Annotated in this window: 19 protein-coding genes; 11 read left to right on the top strand and 8 right to left on the bottom strand. The window is 64.0% G+C overall.

All coding sequences use genetic code 11. The features are described 5' to 3' along the window. Window positions 1-68: 68 nt before the first annotated feature. The 4 genes from ACAG21_RS05690 to ACAG21_RS05675 all read right to left on the bottom strand — a co-directional run bounded on the left by ACAG21_RS05690 (window position 69) and on the right by ACAG21_RS05675 (window position 3,404). Window positions 69-914 (bottom strand): ABC transporter permease, encoded by an 846-nt coding sequence (locus ACAG21_RS05690; RefSeq protein ID WP_370494979.1) that lies wholly within the window; start codon window positions 912-914, stop codon window positions 69-71. Window positions 915-924: 10 nt separating this feature from the next. Further along, window positions 925-1,743, bottom strand: coding sequence for an MlaE family ABC transporter permease (locus tag ACAG21_RS05685; protein WP_370494978.1), 819 nt, complete (start codon window positions 1,741-1,743; stop codon window positions 925-927). A gap of 273 nt (window positions 1,744-2,016) precedes the next feature. After that, window positions 2,017-3,222 carry a CaiB/BaiF CoA transferase family protein gene (locus tag ACAG21_RS05680; protein WP_370494977.1) on the bottom strand — a complete coding sequence of 402 codons (1,206 nt, stop codon included), beginning with the start codon at window positions 3,220-3,222 and terminating at the stop codon, window positions 2,017-2,019. Continuing rightward, the gene (locus ACAG21_RS05675; protein ID WP_370494976.1) at window positions 3,219-3,404 is read right to left on the bottom strand and encodes a hypothetical protein; all 186 of its coding nucleotides are present in this window, start codon (window positions 3,402-3,404) and stop codon (window positions 3,219-3,221) included. The genes ACAG21_RS05680 and ACAG21_RS05675 overlap by 4 nt, the downstream gene beginning before the upstream one ends. Before the next feature lie 278 nt (window positions 3,405-3,682). Between ACAG21_RS05675 and ACAG21_RS05670 the strand changes: the two genes are divergently transcribed. The 6 genes from ACAG21_RS05670 (at window position 3,683) to ACAG21_RS05645 (ending at window position 8,093) form a co-directional block, all read left to right on the top strand. After that, window positions 3,683-4,384 carry an SDR family NAD(P)-dependent oxidoreductase gene (locus ACAG21_RS05670; protein WP_370494975.1) on the top strand — a complete coding sequence of 234 codons (702 nt, stop codon included), beginning with the start codon at window positions 3,683-3,685 and terminating at the stop codon, window positions 4,382-4,384. A gap of 62 nt (window positions 4,385-4,446) precedes the next feature. After that, complete coding sequence (locus ACAG21_RS05665) at window positions 4,447-4,647, top strand: ferredoxin (protein WP_370494974.1); 201 nt, start codon at window positions 4,447-4,449, stop codon at window positions 4,645-4,647. A gap of 14 nt (window positions 4,648-4,661) precedes the next feature. After that, the gene (locus tag ACAG21_RS05660) at window positions 4,662-6,026 is read left to right on the top strand and encodes a cytochrome P450 (protein WP_370494973.1); all 1,365 of its coding nucleotides are present in this window, start codon (window positions 4,662-4,664) and stop codon (window positions 6,024-6,026) included. Between the two features lie 128 nt (window positions 6,027-6,154). Next, complete coding sequence (locus ACAG21_RS05655) at window positions 6,155-6,568, top strand: hypothetical protein (protein WP_370494972.1); 414 nt, start codon at window positions 6,155-6,157, stop codon at window positions 6,566-6,568. Window positions 6,569-6,603: 35 nt separating this feature from the next. Then, a complete protein-coding gene (locus tag ACAG21_RS05650) occupies window positions 6,604-7,542 on the top strand; it encodes a hypothetical protein (RefSeq protein WP_370494971.1) in 939 nt (312 codons plus the stop codon). Continuing rightward, window positions 7,539-8,093, top strand: coding sequence for a hypothetical protein (locus ACAG21_RS05645; protein ID WP_370494970.1), 555 nt, complete (start codon window positions 7,539-7,541; stop codon window positions 8,091-8,093). The genes ACAG21_RS05650 and ACAG21_RS05645 overlap by 4 nt, the downstream gene beginning before the upstream one ends. Before the next feature lie 45 nt (window positions 8,094-8,138). Here the strand turns inward: ACAG21_RS05645 and ACAG21_RS05640 are convergent, their stop codons facing one another. From ACAG21_RS05640 to ACAG21_RS05625, 4 genes are all read right to left on the bottom strand, one after another. Then, on the bottom strand, window positions 8,139-9,311 hold the full coding sequence (locus tag ACAG21_RS05640) for an acyl-CoA dehydrogenase family protein (RefSeq protein WP_370494969.1): 1,173 nt from the start codon (window positions 9,309-9,311) through the stop codon (window positions 8,139-8,141). Beyond that, window positions 9,295-10,293 carry an acyl-CoA dehydrogenase family protein gene (locus ACAG21_RS05635; RefSeq protein ID WP_370494968.1) on the bottom strand — a complete coding sequence of 333 codons (999 nt, stop codon included), beginning with the start codon at window positions 10,291-10,293 and terminating at the stop codon, window positions 9,295-9,297. Before ACAG21_RS05635 ends, ACAG21_RS05640 begins: the two co-directional genes overlap by 17 nt. Before the next feature lie 205 nt (window positions 10,294-10,498). Further along, on the bottom strand, window positions 10,499-11,236 hold the full coding sequence (locus ACAG21_RS05630; protein ID WP_370494967.1) for an alpha/beta fold hydrolase: 738 nt from the start codon (window positions 11,234-11,236) through the stop codon (window positions 10,499-10,501). 7 nt (window positions 11,237-11,243) lie between these two features. Beyond that, the gene (locus tag ACAG21_RS05625; protein ID WP_370494966.1) at window positions 11,244-11,888 is read right to left on the bottom strand and encodes a TetR/AcrR family transcriptional regulator; all 645 of its coding nucleotides are present in this window, start codon (window positions 11,886-11,888) and stop codon (window positions 11,244-11,246) included. A 111-nt stretch (window positions 11,889-11,999) separates the two neighbouring features. Here ACAG21_RS05625 and ACAG21_RS05620 point away from each other — a divergent pair, with 111 nt between their 5' ends. From ACAG21_RS05620 to ACAG21_RS05600, 5 genes are all read left to right on the top strand, one after another. After that, entirely contained in the window at window positions 12,000-12,380 is a 381-nt protein-coding gene (locus ACAG21_RS05620) for a carboxymuconolactone decarboxylase family protein (protein ID WP_370494965.1), read from the top strand. Between the two features lie 2 nt (window positions 12,381-12,382). Then, window positions 12,383-13,288, top strand: coding sequence for an NAD(P)-dependent oxidoreductase (locus tag ACAG21_RS05615; RefSeq protein WP_370494964.1), 906 nt, complete (start codon window positions 12,383-12,385; stop codon window positions 13,286-13,288). A gap of 282 nt (window positions 13,289-13,570) precedes the next feature. Beyond that, the gene (locus ACAG21_RS05610) at window positions 13,571-14,662 is read left to right on the top strand and encodes an amidohydrolase family protein (protein WP_370494963.1); all 1,092 of its coding nucleotides are present in this window, start codon (window positions 13,571-13,573) and stop codon (window positions 14,660-14,662) included. A gap of 40 nt (window positions 14,663-14,702) precedes the next feature. Then, entirely contained in the window at window positions 14,703-15,848 is a 1,146-nt protein-coding gene (locus ACAG21_RS05605) for an amidohydrolase family protein (protein WP_370494962.1), read from the top strand. 1 nt (window position 15,849) lies between these two features. Continuing rightward, the gene (locus tag ACAG21_RS05600) at window positions 15,850-16,248 is read left to right on the top strand and encodes a Rieske 2Fe-2S domain-containing protein (protein WP_090606541.1); all 399 of its coding nucleotides are present in this window, start codon (window positions 15,850-15,852) and stop codon (window positions 16,246-16,248) included. Window positions 16,249-16,253 lie beyond the last annotated feature (5 nt).

The raw sequence follows: 16,253 nt of genomic DNA, 5'->3' as shown, positions 1-16,253 counted from the left end.
GACGCGCTACTGGCCGCTTCAGACCGGTCTATGGGACCGGGTCCGAATGTGTCTGTCACGTCTGCCTCCTAACCGGACAGGTTGAAGTTGCCGTTCGTACCGTAAATAGACAGGGAGACCAGCAGCGTTACGGAGACCACGACGATGAGTGAGGTGCGTACCGCGTTGCCGGTCGCGTTGCCGACACCGGCGGGTCCCCCTGAAGCGAAATAGCCGTAGTAGGTGTGGATCAGCAGGATGGTGAGCGCCATCAGGATGGCCTGCAGGAACGACCACAACAGGTCGATCGGGTTCAGGAACGTGTTGAAGTAATGCTGGTACAGACCCTGCGACTGTCCGAGCAGGAACGTCGTGGTGAACTGACTGGCCACGAACGACAGGATTACGGCGACGCTGTACAGCGGCGTGATCGCCATCATTCCCGCCATGATCCGGGTGCTCACCAAATAGGCGATCGGCCGAATGGCCATGGCCTCCAACGCATCGATTTCTTCGTTGATACGCATGGCACCCAGCTGAGCAGTCACCCCGGCGCCGAAGGTGGCCGCGAGACCGATGCCGGCGACCACCGGTGCCGCGATGCGCACATTGATGAATGCGGACAGAAAGCCCGTCAGCGCTTCGATGCCGATATTGCCCAGCGATGTGTACCCCTGAATGGCCAGCGTGCCGCCCGCCGCCAGCGTCAGGAAGCCGACGATCACCACCGTCCCGCCGATCATCGCCAAAGTGCCCGCGCCCATGCTGATCTCGGCAATCAGTCGGATCACTTCGCGCCGGTAGTGGGTGGTCGCGAACGGCACCCCGGCCAGCGCCTTACCGTAAAACAGGGTGTGGTCGCCGATCCGGCCCAGCGAGGCGACCGGCTTCTCCAATTGGCGGGTCAATCGCGGATATGCAGCCCTCAGTGCCATTGGCCGGCCCCTACTTCGCCGTCATCTTGATGCCGATCGCGGTGACAACCACGTTGACGACGAACAGGGACATGAAGGCGTAGACCACGGTTTCGTTCACCGCGTTGCCAACGGCCTTGGCACCACCGCCGGTGATGGACAGGCCTCGATAGCAGGCGACCAGGCCGGCGATGAGGCCGAAAAGGGCCGCCTTGACACACGAGATGACCACCTCGGGTACGCCGGTGAGCAAGGTGATACCCGCGGCGAACGCGCCGGGATTGACGTCTTGGACGAATACCGAAAACACATAGCCGCCAAGGACGCCGATGATGACCACAAGGCTGTTGAGCAGAAACGCCACCAACCCCGATGCCAGCATGCGCGGGGTGACCAACCGCTGAATCGGGTTGATGCCCAGCACTTCCATCGCGTCGATTTCTTCGCGAATTGTTCGCGACCCCAAGTCCGCACACATTGCCGTGGCACCCGCGCCCGCCACGATCAACACCGTGACCAACGGACCGAGCTGAGTGACGGCGCCGAACGCCGCACCCGCACCCGATAGGTCCGCCGCGCCCAGTTCACGCAACAGGATGTTGAGTGTGAAGCTGACGAGGACGGTAAACGGGATCGCGACCAGCAAGGTCGGTGCCAGCGAAACCCGCGCGACAAACCACGATTGCTCCAAGAACTCCCGCCACTGAAAGGGCCGGCGGAATACGAACTTCACCGCGTCCGCCGACATCGCGAACAACGATCCAACCGCCTGCATGGGACCCGATAAGTCCCACTTGAGTTTCAGCGCAGGCAATCCCGTTGACCAGTGGTCAGCGCCCTTAGTCGCCATCCGCGTCAGTCCCTTCCCACGCTACGAGACTGACAGTCTTGTTGTTGCGCAACGGCTGGGGTAAGTTCGGTTGAACGGCAATGTCGAAATGCCCACCGGGGGGCGACATCCCGACCTCGAGCGCCGGCGAGACAGGCGTAACCTGCACTCACGCCAGTCCTCCGATCCGTCGCGTGAGAAAGCGTCCGGTCATTGTGACTCATGCCACGCTCGCGCGGAGCAAAAAACGCATAACCGTTATCGAACGCGCAAACATTTCAGTCAGCTCCACTCTCAGGTAACCGCGCCAGCGGTTTTGAGTTCGATGATGCGGTCCCAGTCGAGTCCCAATTCCTGCAGTATTTCGTCGGTTTGCTCGGCGAATCCGGGTGCGGGCCCGGTGTGCGGTGCGGTGAGATCGAACTGGACCGGATTGGCGACCAGTTCGAGTTCGCCTGCCCGGACAACATATTCGTTGGCCCGGATTTGGGTGTCATCGGCTGCCTGCAGCGTGTCTTGCACCGGCGCCCATGGCCCGGCCAACGTGGCAAAGCGTTCGCTCCACTCGGCAAGCGTGCGGGTTGCGATCACCTTGGTCAAGATCTCAACTGCTTCTGCCGTATTCGCGGTGATCTGCTCGATGGTGGCAAACCTTGGATCATCGACCAGCTCAGGCAGGTCAACGTGGCGGCACACATCGGCCCAGAATTTCGTCGGCTGCATCATCACGAAAGAGATGTAGCGACCATCCGATGTCGTGTACAAGCCGACCAACGGGTTGTTGGGTGCGCCGTGCACACCGGGTGGCGGTGCTTCCAGTCGTTGGTTCAGGTGCTTGGTCAACGCGACGGTGTGACCCATCGACCACAGCCCACTGCCCAGCAGCGACACGTCGACGACGGAGGGTTCGCCGGTGCGCTCTCGCTTGAGCAATGCGGCCGCAATGCCTCCGGCGAGGTTTGTCCCAGAGATCGTGTCGCCGTAGGCAGGTCCCGGCGGAGCGATCATGCCGGGCATCCCCGTCGGGGTGATGGTGGCCGCCGTTCCGGCCCGGCACCAGAAGGCGGTCATGTCGTAGCCGCCCTTGGTCGCCTCTTCGCCGCGTGGTCCGAGCGCGCTACCGCGCGCGTAGATGATGGACGGGTTCACCGCGCGGATGTCGTCGACGTCGATGCCGAACTTCTGCCGGGCACCGGGCAGGAAGCTCGTCAAGAACACGTCCGAGCGGCGGGCCAACTCGTAGAGGACTTCCTTGCCCTCGGGAATCGACATGTCGAGTCCGATGCTGCGCTTGCCGCGATTAGCGTGCTCGATGTTGGGATTTGGATCGCCTTCGACGCGCAGCATGCCGGTTTGCCGAAGTCCGCGCTGCGGATCGCCGGTCACCGCGTGCTCGACTTTGACGACGTCCGCGCCCCATTCGGCGAGCACCGCGCCCGCCGACGGGACGAACCCGTACATCGCGACTTCGAGAACTCGAATGCCTTCTAACGGCCTCATCGGCTGCCTCCCGGCATCGCAACGGTGCAGGTTTTGCGCTCCGAGAACTCGTTGAGCCCGGCCGGATCGAATGCGGGGAATGCCTTGTCGCCCGCGACGAGCCAGCCGTCGATCAACAGTCGGCGGGATACCTCTGACCTTGTCGTATCCGCGACGTCCGACACTGTGACCTGTACCGGCATTCGGCTCCTCTTGTGGTGGCACTCACGAAAATTTCATTCTCTTCCCCGGCGAATCTTACATTCGAGTCTCGAGAATTCAAGAAAGTCATAGGAATGGGACAAGGTCACTGACCAGCGCCGCAACGCCAAGGGGGGAAGCGCGTAACCGGCCGCGGCCCAGGCTGTGGCGCGTTTCGCGGGCCTGTTGCACGCCGCTTCCGTACGAGAGTAAGGTTCTCATAATTGCGAAGGAGATTCTTTGTGACTGAGATGGCCGCACTGAGCCTGGGAGTCGGGGCGTGAAGACCGCGGTGGTCACCGGTGGCGGATCCGGAATTGGGCTGGCGGTGGCCCATCGGCTGCGCGCCGACGGTGTCGACGTCGCAACCATCGATCTGAAGCCGTCGGACGCCGAGCTGTCGTTCACCGCCGACGTGACCGATCGCGCCCAGGTGGATGCCGCGCTGTCGGCGATCCGCGCGCAATTGGGCCCGGTCGCAGTTCTGGTCAACGCCGCCGGGCTGGATGGTTTCAAGCGCTTCAGCAACATCACGTTCGAGGACTGGCAACGCGTGGTCAACGTGAATCTGCACGGGGTCTTCCACGTGACTCAGGCGGTGCTGCCCGACATGGTCGAGGCGGGGTGGGGACGGATCGTCAACATCTCGTCGTCGAGCACACATTCCGGTGCTCCTTACATGTCGCACTATGTCGCGGCCAAGTCGGCGGTCAACGGGCTCACCAAGTCGCTGGCTCTCGAGTACGGCCCCAGCGGAATCACGGTCAACGCGGTGCCGCCCGGCTTCATCGACACCCCGATGCTGCGCAGCGCCGAGCAACGCGGCTACCTCGGCGACATCGACGAAACCATCGCCCGGACCCCGGTGCGCCGGATCGGCAAGCCTGAAGACATCGCGGCCGCGTGCGCGTTCCTGATATCCGAGGAAGCCGGCTACATCACCGGTCAGATACTGGGCGTCAACGGTGGTCGAAACACCTGAGCCAGGCCGTCATCGGGACTACCGTAACGCCAGCCACACCGCAGCCCCCAAGAGGAGACATCGTGAAGGTCTGGGTTGATTCGCAACGCTGCCAGGGTCATACCCTGTGCGCGATGATTGCGCCGGATTCATTCGTGCTCAGCGACATTGACGGCAGTTCGTCGGCGGTCAACGAGGTAGTGCCGGCCGACCAGGAGGACCAGGTGCGCGAGGCGGCGCACTCGTGCCCGGAGCAGGCGATCATCATCACGGACGAAATCTAAAGGGAGACAGCACCTTGAGCGTCGACGATGTCGTGAGTGACGGCGACCAGAACAAGCCGACGTACCATTTTGACCGAAACGCCCCGGAGTACCGGTCACAGTTCAAACAGATCACCGAGGAGATGCACGCCAAGTGCCCGATGGCGTGGACCGAGACCTACGGAGGGCACTGGGTCGCGGCCGGCAGCCACGAAGTCTTCGAGCTCGCCCGTTGCCCCGCGGTCTCCAACGACCACGACATCCATAACGAACGCCGCGGCTACAAGGGCATCTCCATCCCGACGGCGAGCCGCGTCGCCGCGGTGCGCGGGGGCATTCTCGAGATGGACGAGCCCGACCACCGCACGTACCGCAACGTATTGAACCCCTACCTGTCGCCGGCCGCGGTCAAGCGCTGGGAACCGTTCATCCACGACATCACTCGCGCGTGCCTCGACGAGAAAATCGAAACGGGCAGCATCGATTTCGTCGATGACCTGGCGAACGTCGTGCCTGCGGTGCTGACGTTGGCGATGCTGGGCATTCCGCTGAAGAAGTGGAACCTGTACAGCGAGCCGGTGCACGCGGCGGTCTACACCCCGGAACATTCCCCCGACATCGAGAAGGTCACCGCGATGCACCGGGAGATGGGCCTCGACATGGTCAACAACATGCTCGAGATCCGCGAGAATCCGCGGCCCGGCATCGTCAACGGGCTGCTGCAGTTGCGGATCGACGGAGAGCCCGCCCCGGATCTCGAGATCCTCGGCAATCTCGGCCTGGTCATCGGTGGGGGCTTCGACACCACGACGGCGCTGACCGCGCACACATTGGAATGGCTTTCGGAGAACCCCGCCGAGCGCGAGCGGTTGTCCAACAACCGTGACACCCTCCTGGACTCCGCGACCGAAGAATTTCTGCGCTACTTCACCCCCGCTGCCGGTGACGGCCGGACCTTCGCCGACGACGTCGAACTTGACGGCAATCATTTCAAAGAGGGTGAACGGCTGTGGATTTCGTGGGCCATGGCCAATCGCGACCCCGCACTGTTTGCCGACCCGGACAAGATCGTGCTTGACCGTAAAGGCAACCGGCACTTCAGTTTTGGTCTCGGTTTGCACCGGTGCAAAGGGTCCAACGTGGCGCGTACGGTGTTCAAATCCATGCTGACGGCGGTTCTCGACCGGATGCCCGACTATCGCTGCGACCCCGAAGGCACCGTCCACTACGAGACCATCGGCGTGATCCAGGGCATGCGGAAACTCCCGGCGACCTTCACCCCAGGTGCCAAAATCGGCGCGGGCCTCGACGAAACGCTGGACAAGCTGCAGCGCATCTGCGACGAGCAGCAACTGGCGCTGCCGGTCACCGAGCGGACGGACGTCGCCGTCATCGACTAGTCGACCTGGGCGCACCCGCCGTTGACTGCCGCGAATTTTGCGAGTAGGCCTTTTCAGCGTGACCGCGCCTTATATTTGAGGCCAGCGCGCGTACAGAGACGGGAGACGCTCCGGTGAAGACTTTCGCAGTGAGCCTTGCGCTCGCCACGGCCGCACTGACCGTCACGCCGACCGCGCACGCGGACATGACGATCGGTAATTACCGGGTGGATACGCCCCGGGAAACCGGACACCTCTGGGTCTGGGCTCTGGCCACATGCACTCCCAAAGCACCGGGATGCCTGACCATTCAAGCGGTTCCGCAACCCAACGGGCAAGCGGCACCGTGGAAGTCAGACGCTCACCTGTCCAACGGCCGCTACACCATGACCGTCGATGTGCCCGACGGGGTTCGCTGCGTGGTCCAGTTCTTCCCCTCGCATGACGTGTATTCGTGGGACGCGGTCACGCTTGCGGGTGAGGTCGTCTCGACATTCAACACGGGCTGCGGCGGCGCGCCCGGGGGCAGCAACACCTATCCGTTCACGCTCGTGCGATGGTAGCCGCGTGAGACGTTCATCGACCGGGAGCAAGCACTTTGGCTGAGGCGAAGAAACCGCCGCAAGACGCCACATCGAAAGCCGACACCATGGCGTTGATCGCGGAAGCCGAGGCCGAAGCCGCCGAAGCCGAAGCACTGGCCGCCGCGGCGCGCGCCCGCGCCCGGGCCGCCCGGCTCCGCCGCGAATTGCGGGAAGCCGAGACCGCCGAAACCACGGAGGAAGCGGCGGACACCGACGCGGCCGGCACTGACGAGGTGGAGATCGATGACGCCGACGCCGTCACCGAGACCGACGAATCTGACACCGACGTAACCGCCGACGACGAAGCGCAGACCGACGAGGAAGAAGAAGCCGAAGAAGAAGCCGACTCGGCCGACACCGACTCCGACGTCACCGACGCGGCGAAGACCGAGGAGGAAGCCTCCGACGAATCGCCCGAAGACACCGAATCCGAATTCGAGTCGGCCGACTCCCGGCGACGCCTGCGGTGGCCATCGCTGTCGGTGACGTGGAAGGCCGCCGTCATCCTCCTGATCTGTGTTTTCGTCGGGGCGAGCGGATACATGGCGTGGCAGCATCATGAAAGCACCCAACGAAACCAGCGCATCGCGAACTTCGTCGCCGGGGCCAGACAAGGCGTCGTCAACATGACTTCCTTGGACTTCAATCGTGCCAAGGAAGACGTCCAGCGGGTGATCGACAGCTCGACCGGTCAGTTCAGGGACGATTTTCAGCAGCGCTCAAAAGATTTCACGACCGTCGTCGAGCAGTCCAAAGTGGTCACCCAGGGAACCGTGAATGCGGCGGCCGTGCAATCCATCGACGGTAATTCCGCGTTGGTACTCGTCGCCGCGACATCGCGGATCACCAACGCCGCGGGCGCCAAAGACGAACCGCGAAGGTGGCGCCTGCGGGTGACCGTCACAGAAGACGGCGGGCAATACAAGATGTCCAAGCTGGAGTTCATTCCATGAGCAAGGACGACGACAGCGTCGACGCCGCTTCGGGCCAAACGAAACAGGGTGAGCCGCGCGCGTGGCCCAGGGTGAAAGTCGTTCCCGTTGTTCTGATTTTGCTCCTGCTGCTATCCGGCGGCGTGGCGACTTGGCTGTACTTCAAGCAGTACCGGCCCGACAAACAAACCGACGCCAGTGTCGCGAACGCGGTCGTCAGTTCGGCCTCCGACGGAACGGTCGCGTTGCTGTCCTACTCACCCGACACACTCGACAAAGACTTCGCCGCCGCTAAGTCCCACCTGTCCGGGGACTTCCTGTCGTACTACAACCAGTTCACCGAACAGATCGTGGCCCCGGCGGCCAAACAGAAGTCGCTGAAAACCAACGCTCGGGTGTTGGGGGCCGCGGTTCAGGAGTTACATCCGGATTCGGCCGTCGTACTGGTGTTAGTCGATCAGAGCACCACGAGCAAGGACAATCCCGACCCGGCGATGTCTTCCAGCAGTGTGCTGGTGAGTTTGACCCGGGTCAACGGCAACTGGCTGATCACCAAATTCGACCCCGTCTAGAAGACCGTTGAATGCCGTTGCGATTAACGGCAACTCGCTCGGGGATTAGCGCGGTAGGCCGAGCACGCGCTGGGCGATGATGTTGCGCTGAATCTCGGAGGTACCGCCGGCGATGGTGCCCGAGAAGCTTCGGGCATAGCGCTCGAACCAGCTGGCGAAATAGTGGTCGAGGTTCATGTGCGCGTACGGCCCGGTCAACGCCGGGTGCACGAGCCCGTCGGATCCCGCGGAGGTCAGCGCCAGCTCCATCCCACGCAACTCGGCCTCGGACCCGAGCAGCTTGAGTACCGAGATCGCGGCCACGTCGTCTTCGCCGCGCGCCGCGCGGGCCAACGCCACCGAACCCAACAGGCGCAGTGCCTGCTTGTCCATGATCGTGGACGCGTACTGGTCGCGCTCGACCTCGGTGCTCGGGCGGAAGTCGTCGATCATGTTGTCGAGCCGATCCGCGAATCCCAGCCACATCATCGTCCGCTCGTGCCCGAGTGACCCGTTGGCCACCTTCCAGCCCTGGTCGATCTCTCCGACCAGATTCTCCGCGGGCACCCGCACATCGGTGAAGAACACCTCGTTGAAATCCAGATCGTCGATGCCGCAGATCGACGGGAACGGCCGGCGCACCAGACCCGGGGTGTCGGTAGGGATGATCAGCACGCTGATTCCCTTGTGCTTAGGCACATCTGGATTGGTGCGGACGAACGTCAGCAGGACGTCGGCATCGTGGGCACCCGAGGTCCACACCTTCTGCCCGTTGACCACGAAGTGATCGCCGTCGAGCACCGCGCGAGTACGCAACGACGCCAGATCGGAGCCCGCGCTGGGCTCGCTCATTCCGAGGGACGCCGTAATCTCGGCCCGCAGAATCGGCACCGCCCAGCTCCGCTTCTGCTCGTCATTGCCGAACGACAACAGCGAGGCGCCAACGATATTGACGCCCTGAGGGTTGAAGCTGTGGTAGATCCGGCGCCGGCTGAGCTCCTCCAGGTAAACGAACTGCTGGATGACGCTCGCGTTGCGCCCGCCGAATTCCGGTGGCTGACTTGGCAGCAGCCAGCCGTTGTCGAACAACAGCCGCTGCCAGTCGCGTGCCCACTGCGGCATATGCGAGACCGACCGTGGTCGCTCGAGCGTTTCGCTTGCGGGAGGCAGATTTTCGTCGAGGAAAGCCGAGAACTGCGCCCGGAACTCCTCGACCTCGGAATCAAAAGTCAGCTGCACGGTATTCCTCCGCGATCCGGGCCCGGTGCTCGGCGGCGCCGCCGAGCATCGGTTCGCCGGCTTTGGCCCGTTTCAGCGCGAACTGCAGGTCGTTCTCCCAGGTGAAGCCCATGGCGCCGTGCAGCTGCAACCCGTGCCGGAATACCAACGACTGGCACTCCCCCGCCGAGGCTTTGGCCATCGCGGCCGCCAGGCGGCGGCGCGGGTCGTCGGACGCGATCGTCAGCGCGGCGAAGTAGGCAAGTGCGCGAGCACGTTCCACTGCGACGTGCATGTCGGCGGCCTTGTGCTGCACGGCCTGGAAGGAGCCGATCGGCGCGCCGAATTGCTGACGGCTTTTGACGTGCTCGAGCACCAGGTCGAGGATGCGTTGACAGGCGCCGACCATCGTGATGGCCATGCCGGTCAGCGCCAGATGATGAGCGCGTTCCGCGTCGACGGTCAGCCGCTCACTGTCGGGCACCCGGACTCCGGCGAACGACAGGTCGGCGACGTGCAACACCGGGTCGAACACCGAGGCCCGCCGGGTGGCGACCTGGCTGGCCGCGACGAGAAAGACTCCCGCGTCGGTCACAACCGCCAGCCGGTCCGCACGATCGCCGTCCAGGACGTGGCGTGCGGTGCCGTCCAGCACCCAGCCCTGCGCGTCGCGGTGCGCCACCACCCCGCCGTACACTGCGGTGCCTGACTGGTGCGGGTCGAACCGGTCCGCGGCGAGCGGCGCGAACTGACTCATCGTCGCCAGAAACGGCGTGGGATCGGTTGCGCGGCCGAGCTCTTCGAGCACGATGGCCAGCTCCACGGCGCTGTCCGATTCGTTGAGCTCGGTCCAGCCCTGGTCGACATAGGACTTCCATAACGGGCTCGGGTCTACGCCGTCCTCGGCCACGCTGCGCACCAGCGAGGGTGGGCACTGCTTTGCGACGGCGTCACGCACGGTGTCCTGCCACAGTCGCTGATCAGCATCGAACTCCAACAGCATCGGGGCCGCCTCCTGTCGTCACCGCCGTCGCGAGAATATCATTCTCCCTTCTGGAAGTAATAATCTCGGTTTCGGTGTATGACGTACACAAACGCAGGTGCGCCCACTTGCCGATGGTGGCGACGCCGAACGTGCACGCACTGCGAAAAAACGGCCGAAATCTCGCACTGAGAGCCCGCTCGGCAACTGGCGTCGGGCCGCCTATTCACCGATACGCCCCGCACCGATCGGCGAGCGTGGTGGCGAGCCAGCCTGGGCGAGAGAACATCACGTCGTGGCAGGCGTCGACACAGAGCATCGTGTCGACACCGCCGAGGGATTCGATCGCGCCGAGCTGCTGGCGCTGTGACAACGCTCGATCGGCCAGCGTCATGATCCACGTCCGCGGTACCTCGCCGGGCAGGTCGCCGCGATCGGCCGGTTCGAAGATGACGTTCGGCGATTCCAGGCAGAGTCGCGACAAGGTCAGCGCGCGCTGCTCGCGTGTCATTCCGTTACAGAACGCGAAAAGCGCTAGTGCCCTTGGCATTGGGACTGATCGACGAATCCGGCCCGCCGATCGCGCCAACGGGGCCAGCGGCCCGCGCAGCGCGTCCACCACCGACGATCCCTGCGGTGGCACGAACGCGGCCAACAGGATCATCTCCCGTACGCGCGCGGCCCCGAGCCTGGCCACGATGCCCGGCACCGTCAGCCCGCCCATCGAATGCCCCACGATCACAACCTCGTTGAAGCCGGCCTCATCGATATCGACGACCGCGGAGTTCACCCAGTCGGTGATCGTGACGGCCGTCAGATCTGCCGGCTTGCGACCGCGGCCGGGTAGATCGACGGCCAGCACTGGCAATTCCGGTGTCCGCCTAGTCAATTCGGCAACAGTGAGATCCCAGCAATCGGCCGCATGGGCGCCCCCATGCACCAGCACCAGCCCGGGCCAGGCCATCGCGAGTTCAGTCGCGACGCAGGATGCCGCGCAGGAACAGGTCTACGGCGTGCTGCAAGTGGCGCTCCTCTTCGTCGGGACTGCGGTAGATCCCGCTGTCCGCCAGCCGTGCGGGCAGGTGTTCGACGGCCGCGATGAAGTGGCCGGCGGCCAGCTCGAGATCGTCGACCTCGATGGCTCCAGTGTCTTGGTAGTGGCGGAGCATATCCATCACCTGCCGGTGACGCGCCGACCAAGTCATGGAGTGCGCGCTGAGCGCGAACTCCGGGAAACGCGCCGACTCGTTCATGGCGATCCGCTTCAGCCGCACGATGTCGGGATCGATCGCCCGTGCCAGACCGGCGCGGCCCGCCGCGACCAGCGCGGCCCGCAGGTCGCCGTCGCCAGATTCCCGGGTGTCGTCGCGCTCCATCCTCCGGGTGAGCGCCCAGGGAATGACGTCGAGGAAAACCGCGCGCTTGTCGGGGTAGCGGGCATAGAGAGTGCGCCGAGTGATGCCGGCAGCCTTGGCGATCGCGTCCATGCTGGTGGCGTCATATCCGTGCGTGACGAAAGTCGCGACGGCCGCGTTGCGCAGCTTTTGTTGCAGCTTCTTGGCTTCGGCGTGCGTCGGGCGTCCACGTCGGGTTGTGGTGATCACGAAAATATACATTAACGTGTAGATAACCGCTGGGACGACGAACGAGAATGGCCGGGTTCACCGCTACCAAGACCGCCGTCGTTCGTGTGTCATGCTGCGCACCCGGACCTAAGGGAGAGATCATTGGATCGCGAAACATACCAGCGCGGAATTGAAATCCGCTCGGCGGTGCTGGGTGAGGCGTACGTCAACAAGGCACTCGCCGACACCGACGAATTCTCGAAGCCGCTGCAAGATCTCGTCACCGAATACTGCTGGGGCCAGGTGTGGGGCCGAGAGGGGTTGCCGCGCAAGACGCGCAGCATGCTCAACCTGGCAATGATCCCAATCCTCAACCGGCCGAACGAATTACGAACCCACATCAAGGGTGCGCTGACCAACGGCGTGACGCGCGAAGAGATTTGCGAGATCTTCTTGCAGGTGGCCATCTATGCGGGTGTTCCGGCCGCGGTCGACAGCTTCCGCATCGCGCGCGAAGTGTTCGCCGCACTGGACGAGGACTAGTCGTGACAGAAATCGGCTTTATCGGGTTGGGCAACATGGGTTTTCCGATGGCGCGCCGCCTCGTCGCCGACGGCCACGACGTCATCGCCTTCGACACGAACAGCGCAACACTCGACCGCATCGTCGCACTCGGCGCCCGTGCCGCCGCGTCGGCCACCGATGTCGCCGACCGTGTGGAGACGGTGCTGGCCAGCCTTCCGTCACCAGCGGTGTCGCTGGAGGTCGCCAGTGCGGGTGTGATCGCGGGCTCCCGGGTCAAGCGCTACGTCGACCTGTCGACGGTGGGCAGCCGAACCTCAGTGCAGATCCATGACCTGCTGGCCGGGCGGGGCATCGCCGCCCTCGACAGCCCGGTGAGCGGTGGTGTCGGCGGCGCCGAGAAAGGGACACTCGCCCTGATGGTTTCCGGCCCGCGCAGCGAATTCGCGGCCGTCCGGCCCATCCTCGAGGCGATCGGCCGCCCGTTCTACATCGGGGAGAAGCCGGGGTCGGCGCAGACGATGAAGCTCGCCAACAACATCCTGGCGGCCAACGTGTTGATCGCGACATCAGAGGTCGTCGTGATGGGCGTCAAGGCCGGCCTCGACCCGGCCGTGATGATCGAAGTTCTCAATGCGGGCTCGGGCGCGACGAGCGCCAGCCGGGACAAGTTTCCGCGTGCGGTATTGCCGCGCACCTTCGACTACGGATTTGCCACCGGTCTGATGGTCAAAGACGTACGGCTCTATCTCGACGAGGCGAAGGCCCTGGGCGTGCCCGTCGACGTCGCCGAGACCATCGGCCGGCTCTGGGAAGCTGCCGCACTCGACCAAGGCGCCGACTCGGATTTCACGGCGGTCATCAAACCGTTCGAGAAGGCCGCCGGTGTCACCGTCGGTGGCGCCGCCGACGACGACCGGACGGCGTGACACCGTTTGCCAACTCTGTAACGGCCGCGTGGCCGGTGCGGCGACGCCGAGGCAATCTTGCCGGCTGCAAAGACGCCTTCCCATGAGTGCCGAGAATGGTATTATCCGCATTGAAGAACCACGATTGCCCTGATGGTGGAAATACCGTCTGCTACCAGGGCATATAGTTAACCGAGACGCTTACCGGAAATGCATTGATCGACAGCCTATGAGAATGTTAGATTATCTATCTTATGATCAGGTTTGGCTCACTTTGGCTACCGGAACCCGTGGGTGGCTGCCGTGATCGAACACGCTGACGGAACCAGCACGCCGCTCATCGACGCGAGCGTGCATATCTTCTTCCCGTCCAACAAAGCGCTGCGCAAGACCCTGCGGGAGCCGTTCAAGAGCCGCGGGTTCCCCGACTACGAGATGGATTGGTATGGCGCCCCGGGTGGCGAGTACGTACCCGACGCCGAAGGCCCGGACGGTCAGTACCCCGGTTCGGATCCAGAATTCGTTGGCAATGAGCTGTTTTCGAAGCGCGGCGTCGACGTCGCGGTCCTGCACCCGATGGCGCGCGGCATCATGCCGGACCGCCACCTGGGCAGCGCGCTGCACGCCGCGCACAACGAGATGATGGTGACCAACTGGCTGGAGAACAGCCAGTACGGCGAGCGGTTCCGCGGCACCATCCGGGTCAACCCCGACGACATCGCCGGCGCGCTGCGCGAGATCGAGAAATGGCGCGGGCACCCGCGCGTGGTCCAGATCGGCGTTCCCCTGCAATCCCGCGAGGTCTACGGAAAGCCGCAGTTCTGGCCGCTATGGGAGGCCGCGGTCGACGCCGGCCTGCCCGTTGCCGCACACATCGAGGTCGGCTCGGGCATCGCCTTTCCGCCGACGCCGTCCGGGAACACCCGCACCTACGAGCAATACGTCAGCTTCATGGCGCTGAACTACCTGTATCACCTGATGAACATGATCGCCGAGGGCGTGTTCGAGCGTTTCGACGGCCTCAAGTTCGTGTGGGGCGACGGCGCCGCGGACTTCATCACGCCCTTCATCTGGCGGATGGACACGTTCGGCCGACCGCACCTGGAGCAAACCCCGTGGGCGCCACGGATCCCCAGCGATTACCTGCCCGGCCACGTCTATTTCGTGCAGGGCAGCCTCGACGGTCCCGGTGACACCGAATTCGCCGGTGAATGGTTCAGCTTCACCGGCAAGGACGACATGGTGATGTTCGGCTCGAGTTACCCGCACTGGCAATGCGGCGATGTCAAGAAGCTGCCCAGCGCGCTGTCCGCCGAGCAGCGCGACAAGCTGTGCTGGCGAAACGCCGCGCAGCTCTACGGCATAGACATCCCCGCCGGCGTAGGCGCACAGTAGAAGTTGAAGCGGGCAGACCTAAAAGGGCTAGGAGACCCAGATGACGTTGACCCATTCGCGGGAGCGGGTTCCCGCTACCGAGCGCATAGCCGTGCGATGCGTCGATTCGGATGTCCACCCGGCGCCCAAGCGCGGCGAGCTGGTGCCGTACATCCCCGAGCCCTGGCGCAGCAAGTACTTCCTCACCCGCACCGTGGGTGAGCAGATTTACTACGACGCCCCCGACTACGCGCACTCCTACGCGATGCGCGTGGACGCCTTCCCGCCCAACGGTGAATTCCCTTGCAGCGACCCGGATATGGCGTTTCGCCAGCTGATCATGGAGGCCGGCTCCGACATCGCGATCCTGGAACCCGCCGCCTACCCGGCGCGGCTGCCCGAAGCACAGCACGCGATGTCGGCCGCATTGAACGACTGGCAGGCCAATCACTGGCTGGACAGCCACAACAACTGGCACGAGCGGTGGCGCGGTTCGATTTGCTGCGCCATCGAGGAGCCCGAGGAGTCCGCGCGTGAGATCGAGAAGTGGGCCGGACACCCGTTCATGGCGCAGATCCTGATCAAGGCTGAGCCGCGGCCGTCCTGGGGCCACCCGAAGTACGACCCGATCTGGGCAGCCGCCACCAAGCACGACATCACCGTGAGCTGCCACCTGTCGCGCAGCCAGTTCGACGAATTACCGATCCCGCCGGTCGGATTCCCTAGCTACAACCACGATTTCATGGTGACCTACTCGTTGCTGGCCGCGAACCAGGTGATGAGCCTGATTTTCGACGGCGTATTCGACCGGTTCCCGACGCTGCGGATCGTCTTCGTCGAGCACGCGTTCACCTGGATCCTGCCGCTGATGTGGCGGATGGACGCGATCTACGAGGCGCGCAAGTCCTGGATGGACATCAAGCGCAAGCCGTCGGAGTACGTCAAGGACCACATCAAGTTCACCACCCAGCCGCTGGACTACCCGGAAGACAAGACCGAGTTGACCCGCGCGCTGGAATGGATGGAATGCGAGAAGATCCTGCTGTTCTCATCGGACTACCCGCACTGGACGTTCGATGACCCGCGCTGGTTGGTCAAGCATCTGCCCAAGCACGCCCGCGACGCGATCATGTACAAGAACGGCATCGCGACCTATCACCTGCCGGAGACCGTTCCGGTGCTCGAGGGCCAGGTCCGGGTGCTCTGAATTGTCAGAAGAAACGAAACGGCCCGAGCCACGCCTCGCCCAGGGCCGCGAGCACGTCGTCGCCACCGTAGACGAGATTCCGCCGGGCAAGCACAAGCTGGTACCGATCGGGCGTCACGGTGTCGGTGTCTACAACGTCAACGGCACCTTCTACGCGATCGCGAATTACTGCCCGCACGAAGGCGGTCCGCTGTGCTCGGGGCGTGCCCGGGGACGCACGATCGTCGACGAATCCGTGCCGGGCGACGCCGTGATGGTGCGCGACCTGGAGTTCATCTACTGCCCTTGGCACCAATGGGGTTTCGAGCTGGCGACCGGCACCACCGCGGTCAAGCCGGAGTGGAGTATTCGCACCTACCCGGTGCGGGTCGTCGGCAACGACGTCCTGGTTCAGGCCTAACTACA

Source organism: Mycobacterium sp. pR1184, from assembly GCF_041287235.1.
Taxonomy (GTDB): domain Bacteria; phylum Actinomycetota; class Actinomycetes; order Mycobacteriales; family Mycobacteriaceae; genus Mycobacterium.
Note: the sequence above shows the minus strand (reverse complement) of the source record. Positions and strands in the feature narration are given on the sequence as shown.

What these genes read in the sequence shown, in the direction of transcription:
- ACAG21_RS05605 (WP_370494962.1), top strand. Translation starts at nt 14,703, where the DNA reads ATGACGTTGACCCATTCGCGGGAGCGGGTTCCCGCTACCGAGCGCATA.
- ACAG21_RS05625 (WP_370494966.1), bottom strand. Translation starts at nt 11,888, where the DNA reads ATGTATATTTTCGTGATCACCACAACCCGACGTGGACGCCCGACGCAC.
- ACAG21_RS05680 (WP_370494977.1), bottom strand. Translation starts at nt 3,222, where the DNA reads ATGAGGCCGTTAGAAGGCATTCGAGTTCTCGAAGTCGCGATGTACGGG.
- ACAG21_RS05690 (WP_370494979.1), bottom strand. Translation starts at nt 914, where the DNA reads ATGGCACTGAGGGCTGCATATCCGCGATTGACCCGCCAATTGGAGAAG.
- ACAG21_RS05635 (WP_370494968.1), bottom strand. Translation starts at nt 10,293, where the DNA reads ATGCTGTTGGAGTTCGATGCTGATCAGCGACTGTGGCAGGACACCGTG.
- ACAG21_RS05675 (WP_370494976.1), bottom strand. Translation starts at nt 3,404, where the DNA reads ATGCCGGTACAGGTCACAGTGTCGGACGTCGCGGATACGACAAGGTCA.
- ACAG21_RS05685 (WP_370494978.1), bottom strand. Translation starts at nt 1,743, where the DNA reads ATGGCGACTAAGGGCGCTGACCACTGGTCAACGGGATTGCCTGCGCTG.
- ACAG21_RS05630 (WP_370494967.1), bottom strand. Translation starts at nt 11,236, where the DNA reads ATGGCCTGGCCCGGGCTGGTGCTGGTGCATGGGGGCGCCCATGCGGCC.
- ACAG21_RS05645 (WP_370494970.1), top strand. Translation starts at nt 7,539, where the DNA reads ATGAGCAAGGACGACGACAGCGTCGACGCCGCTTCGGGCCAAACGAAA.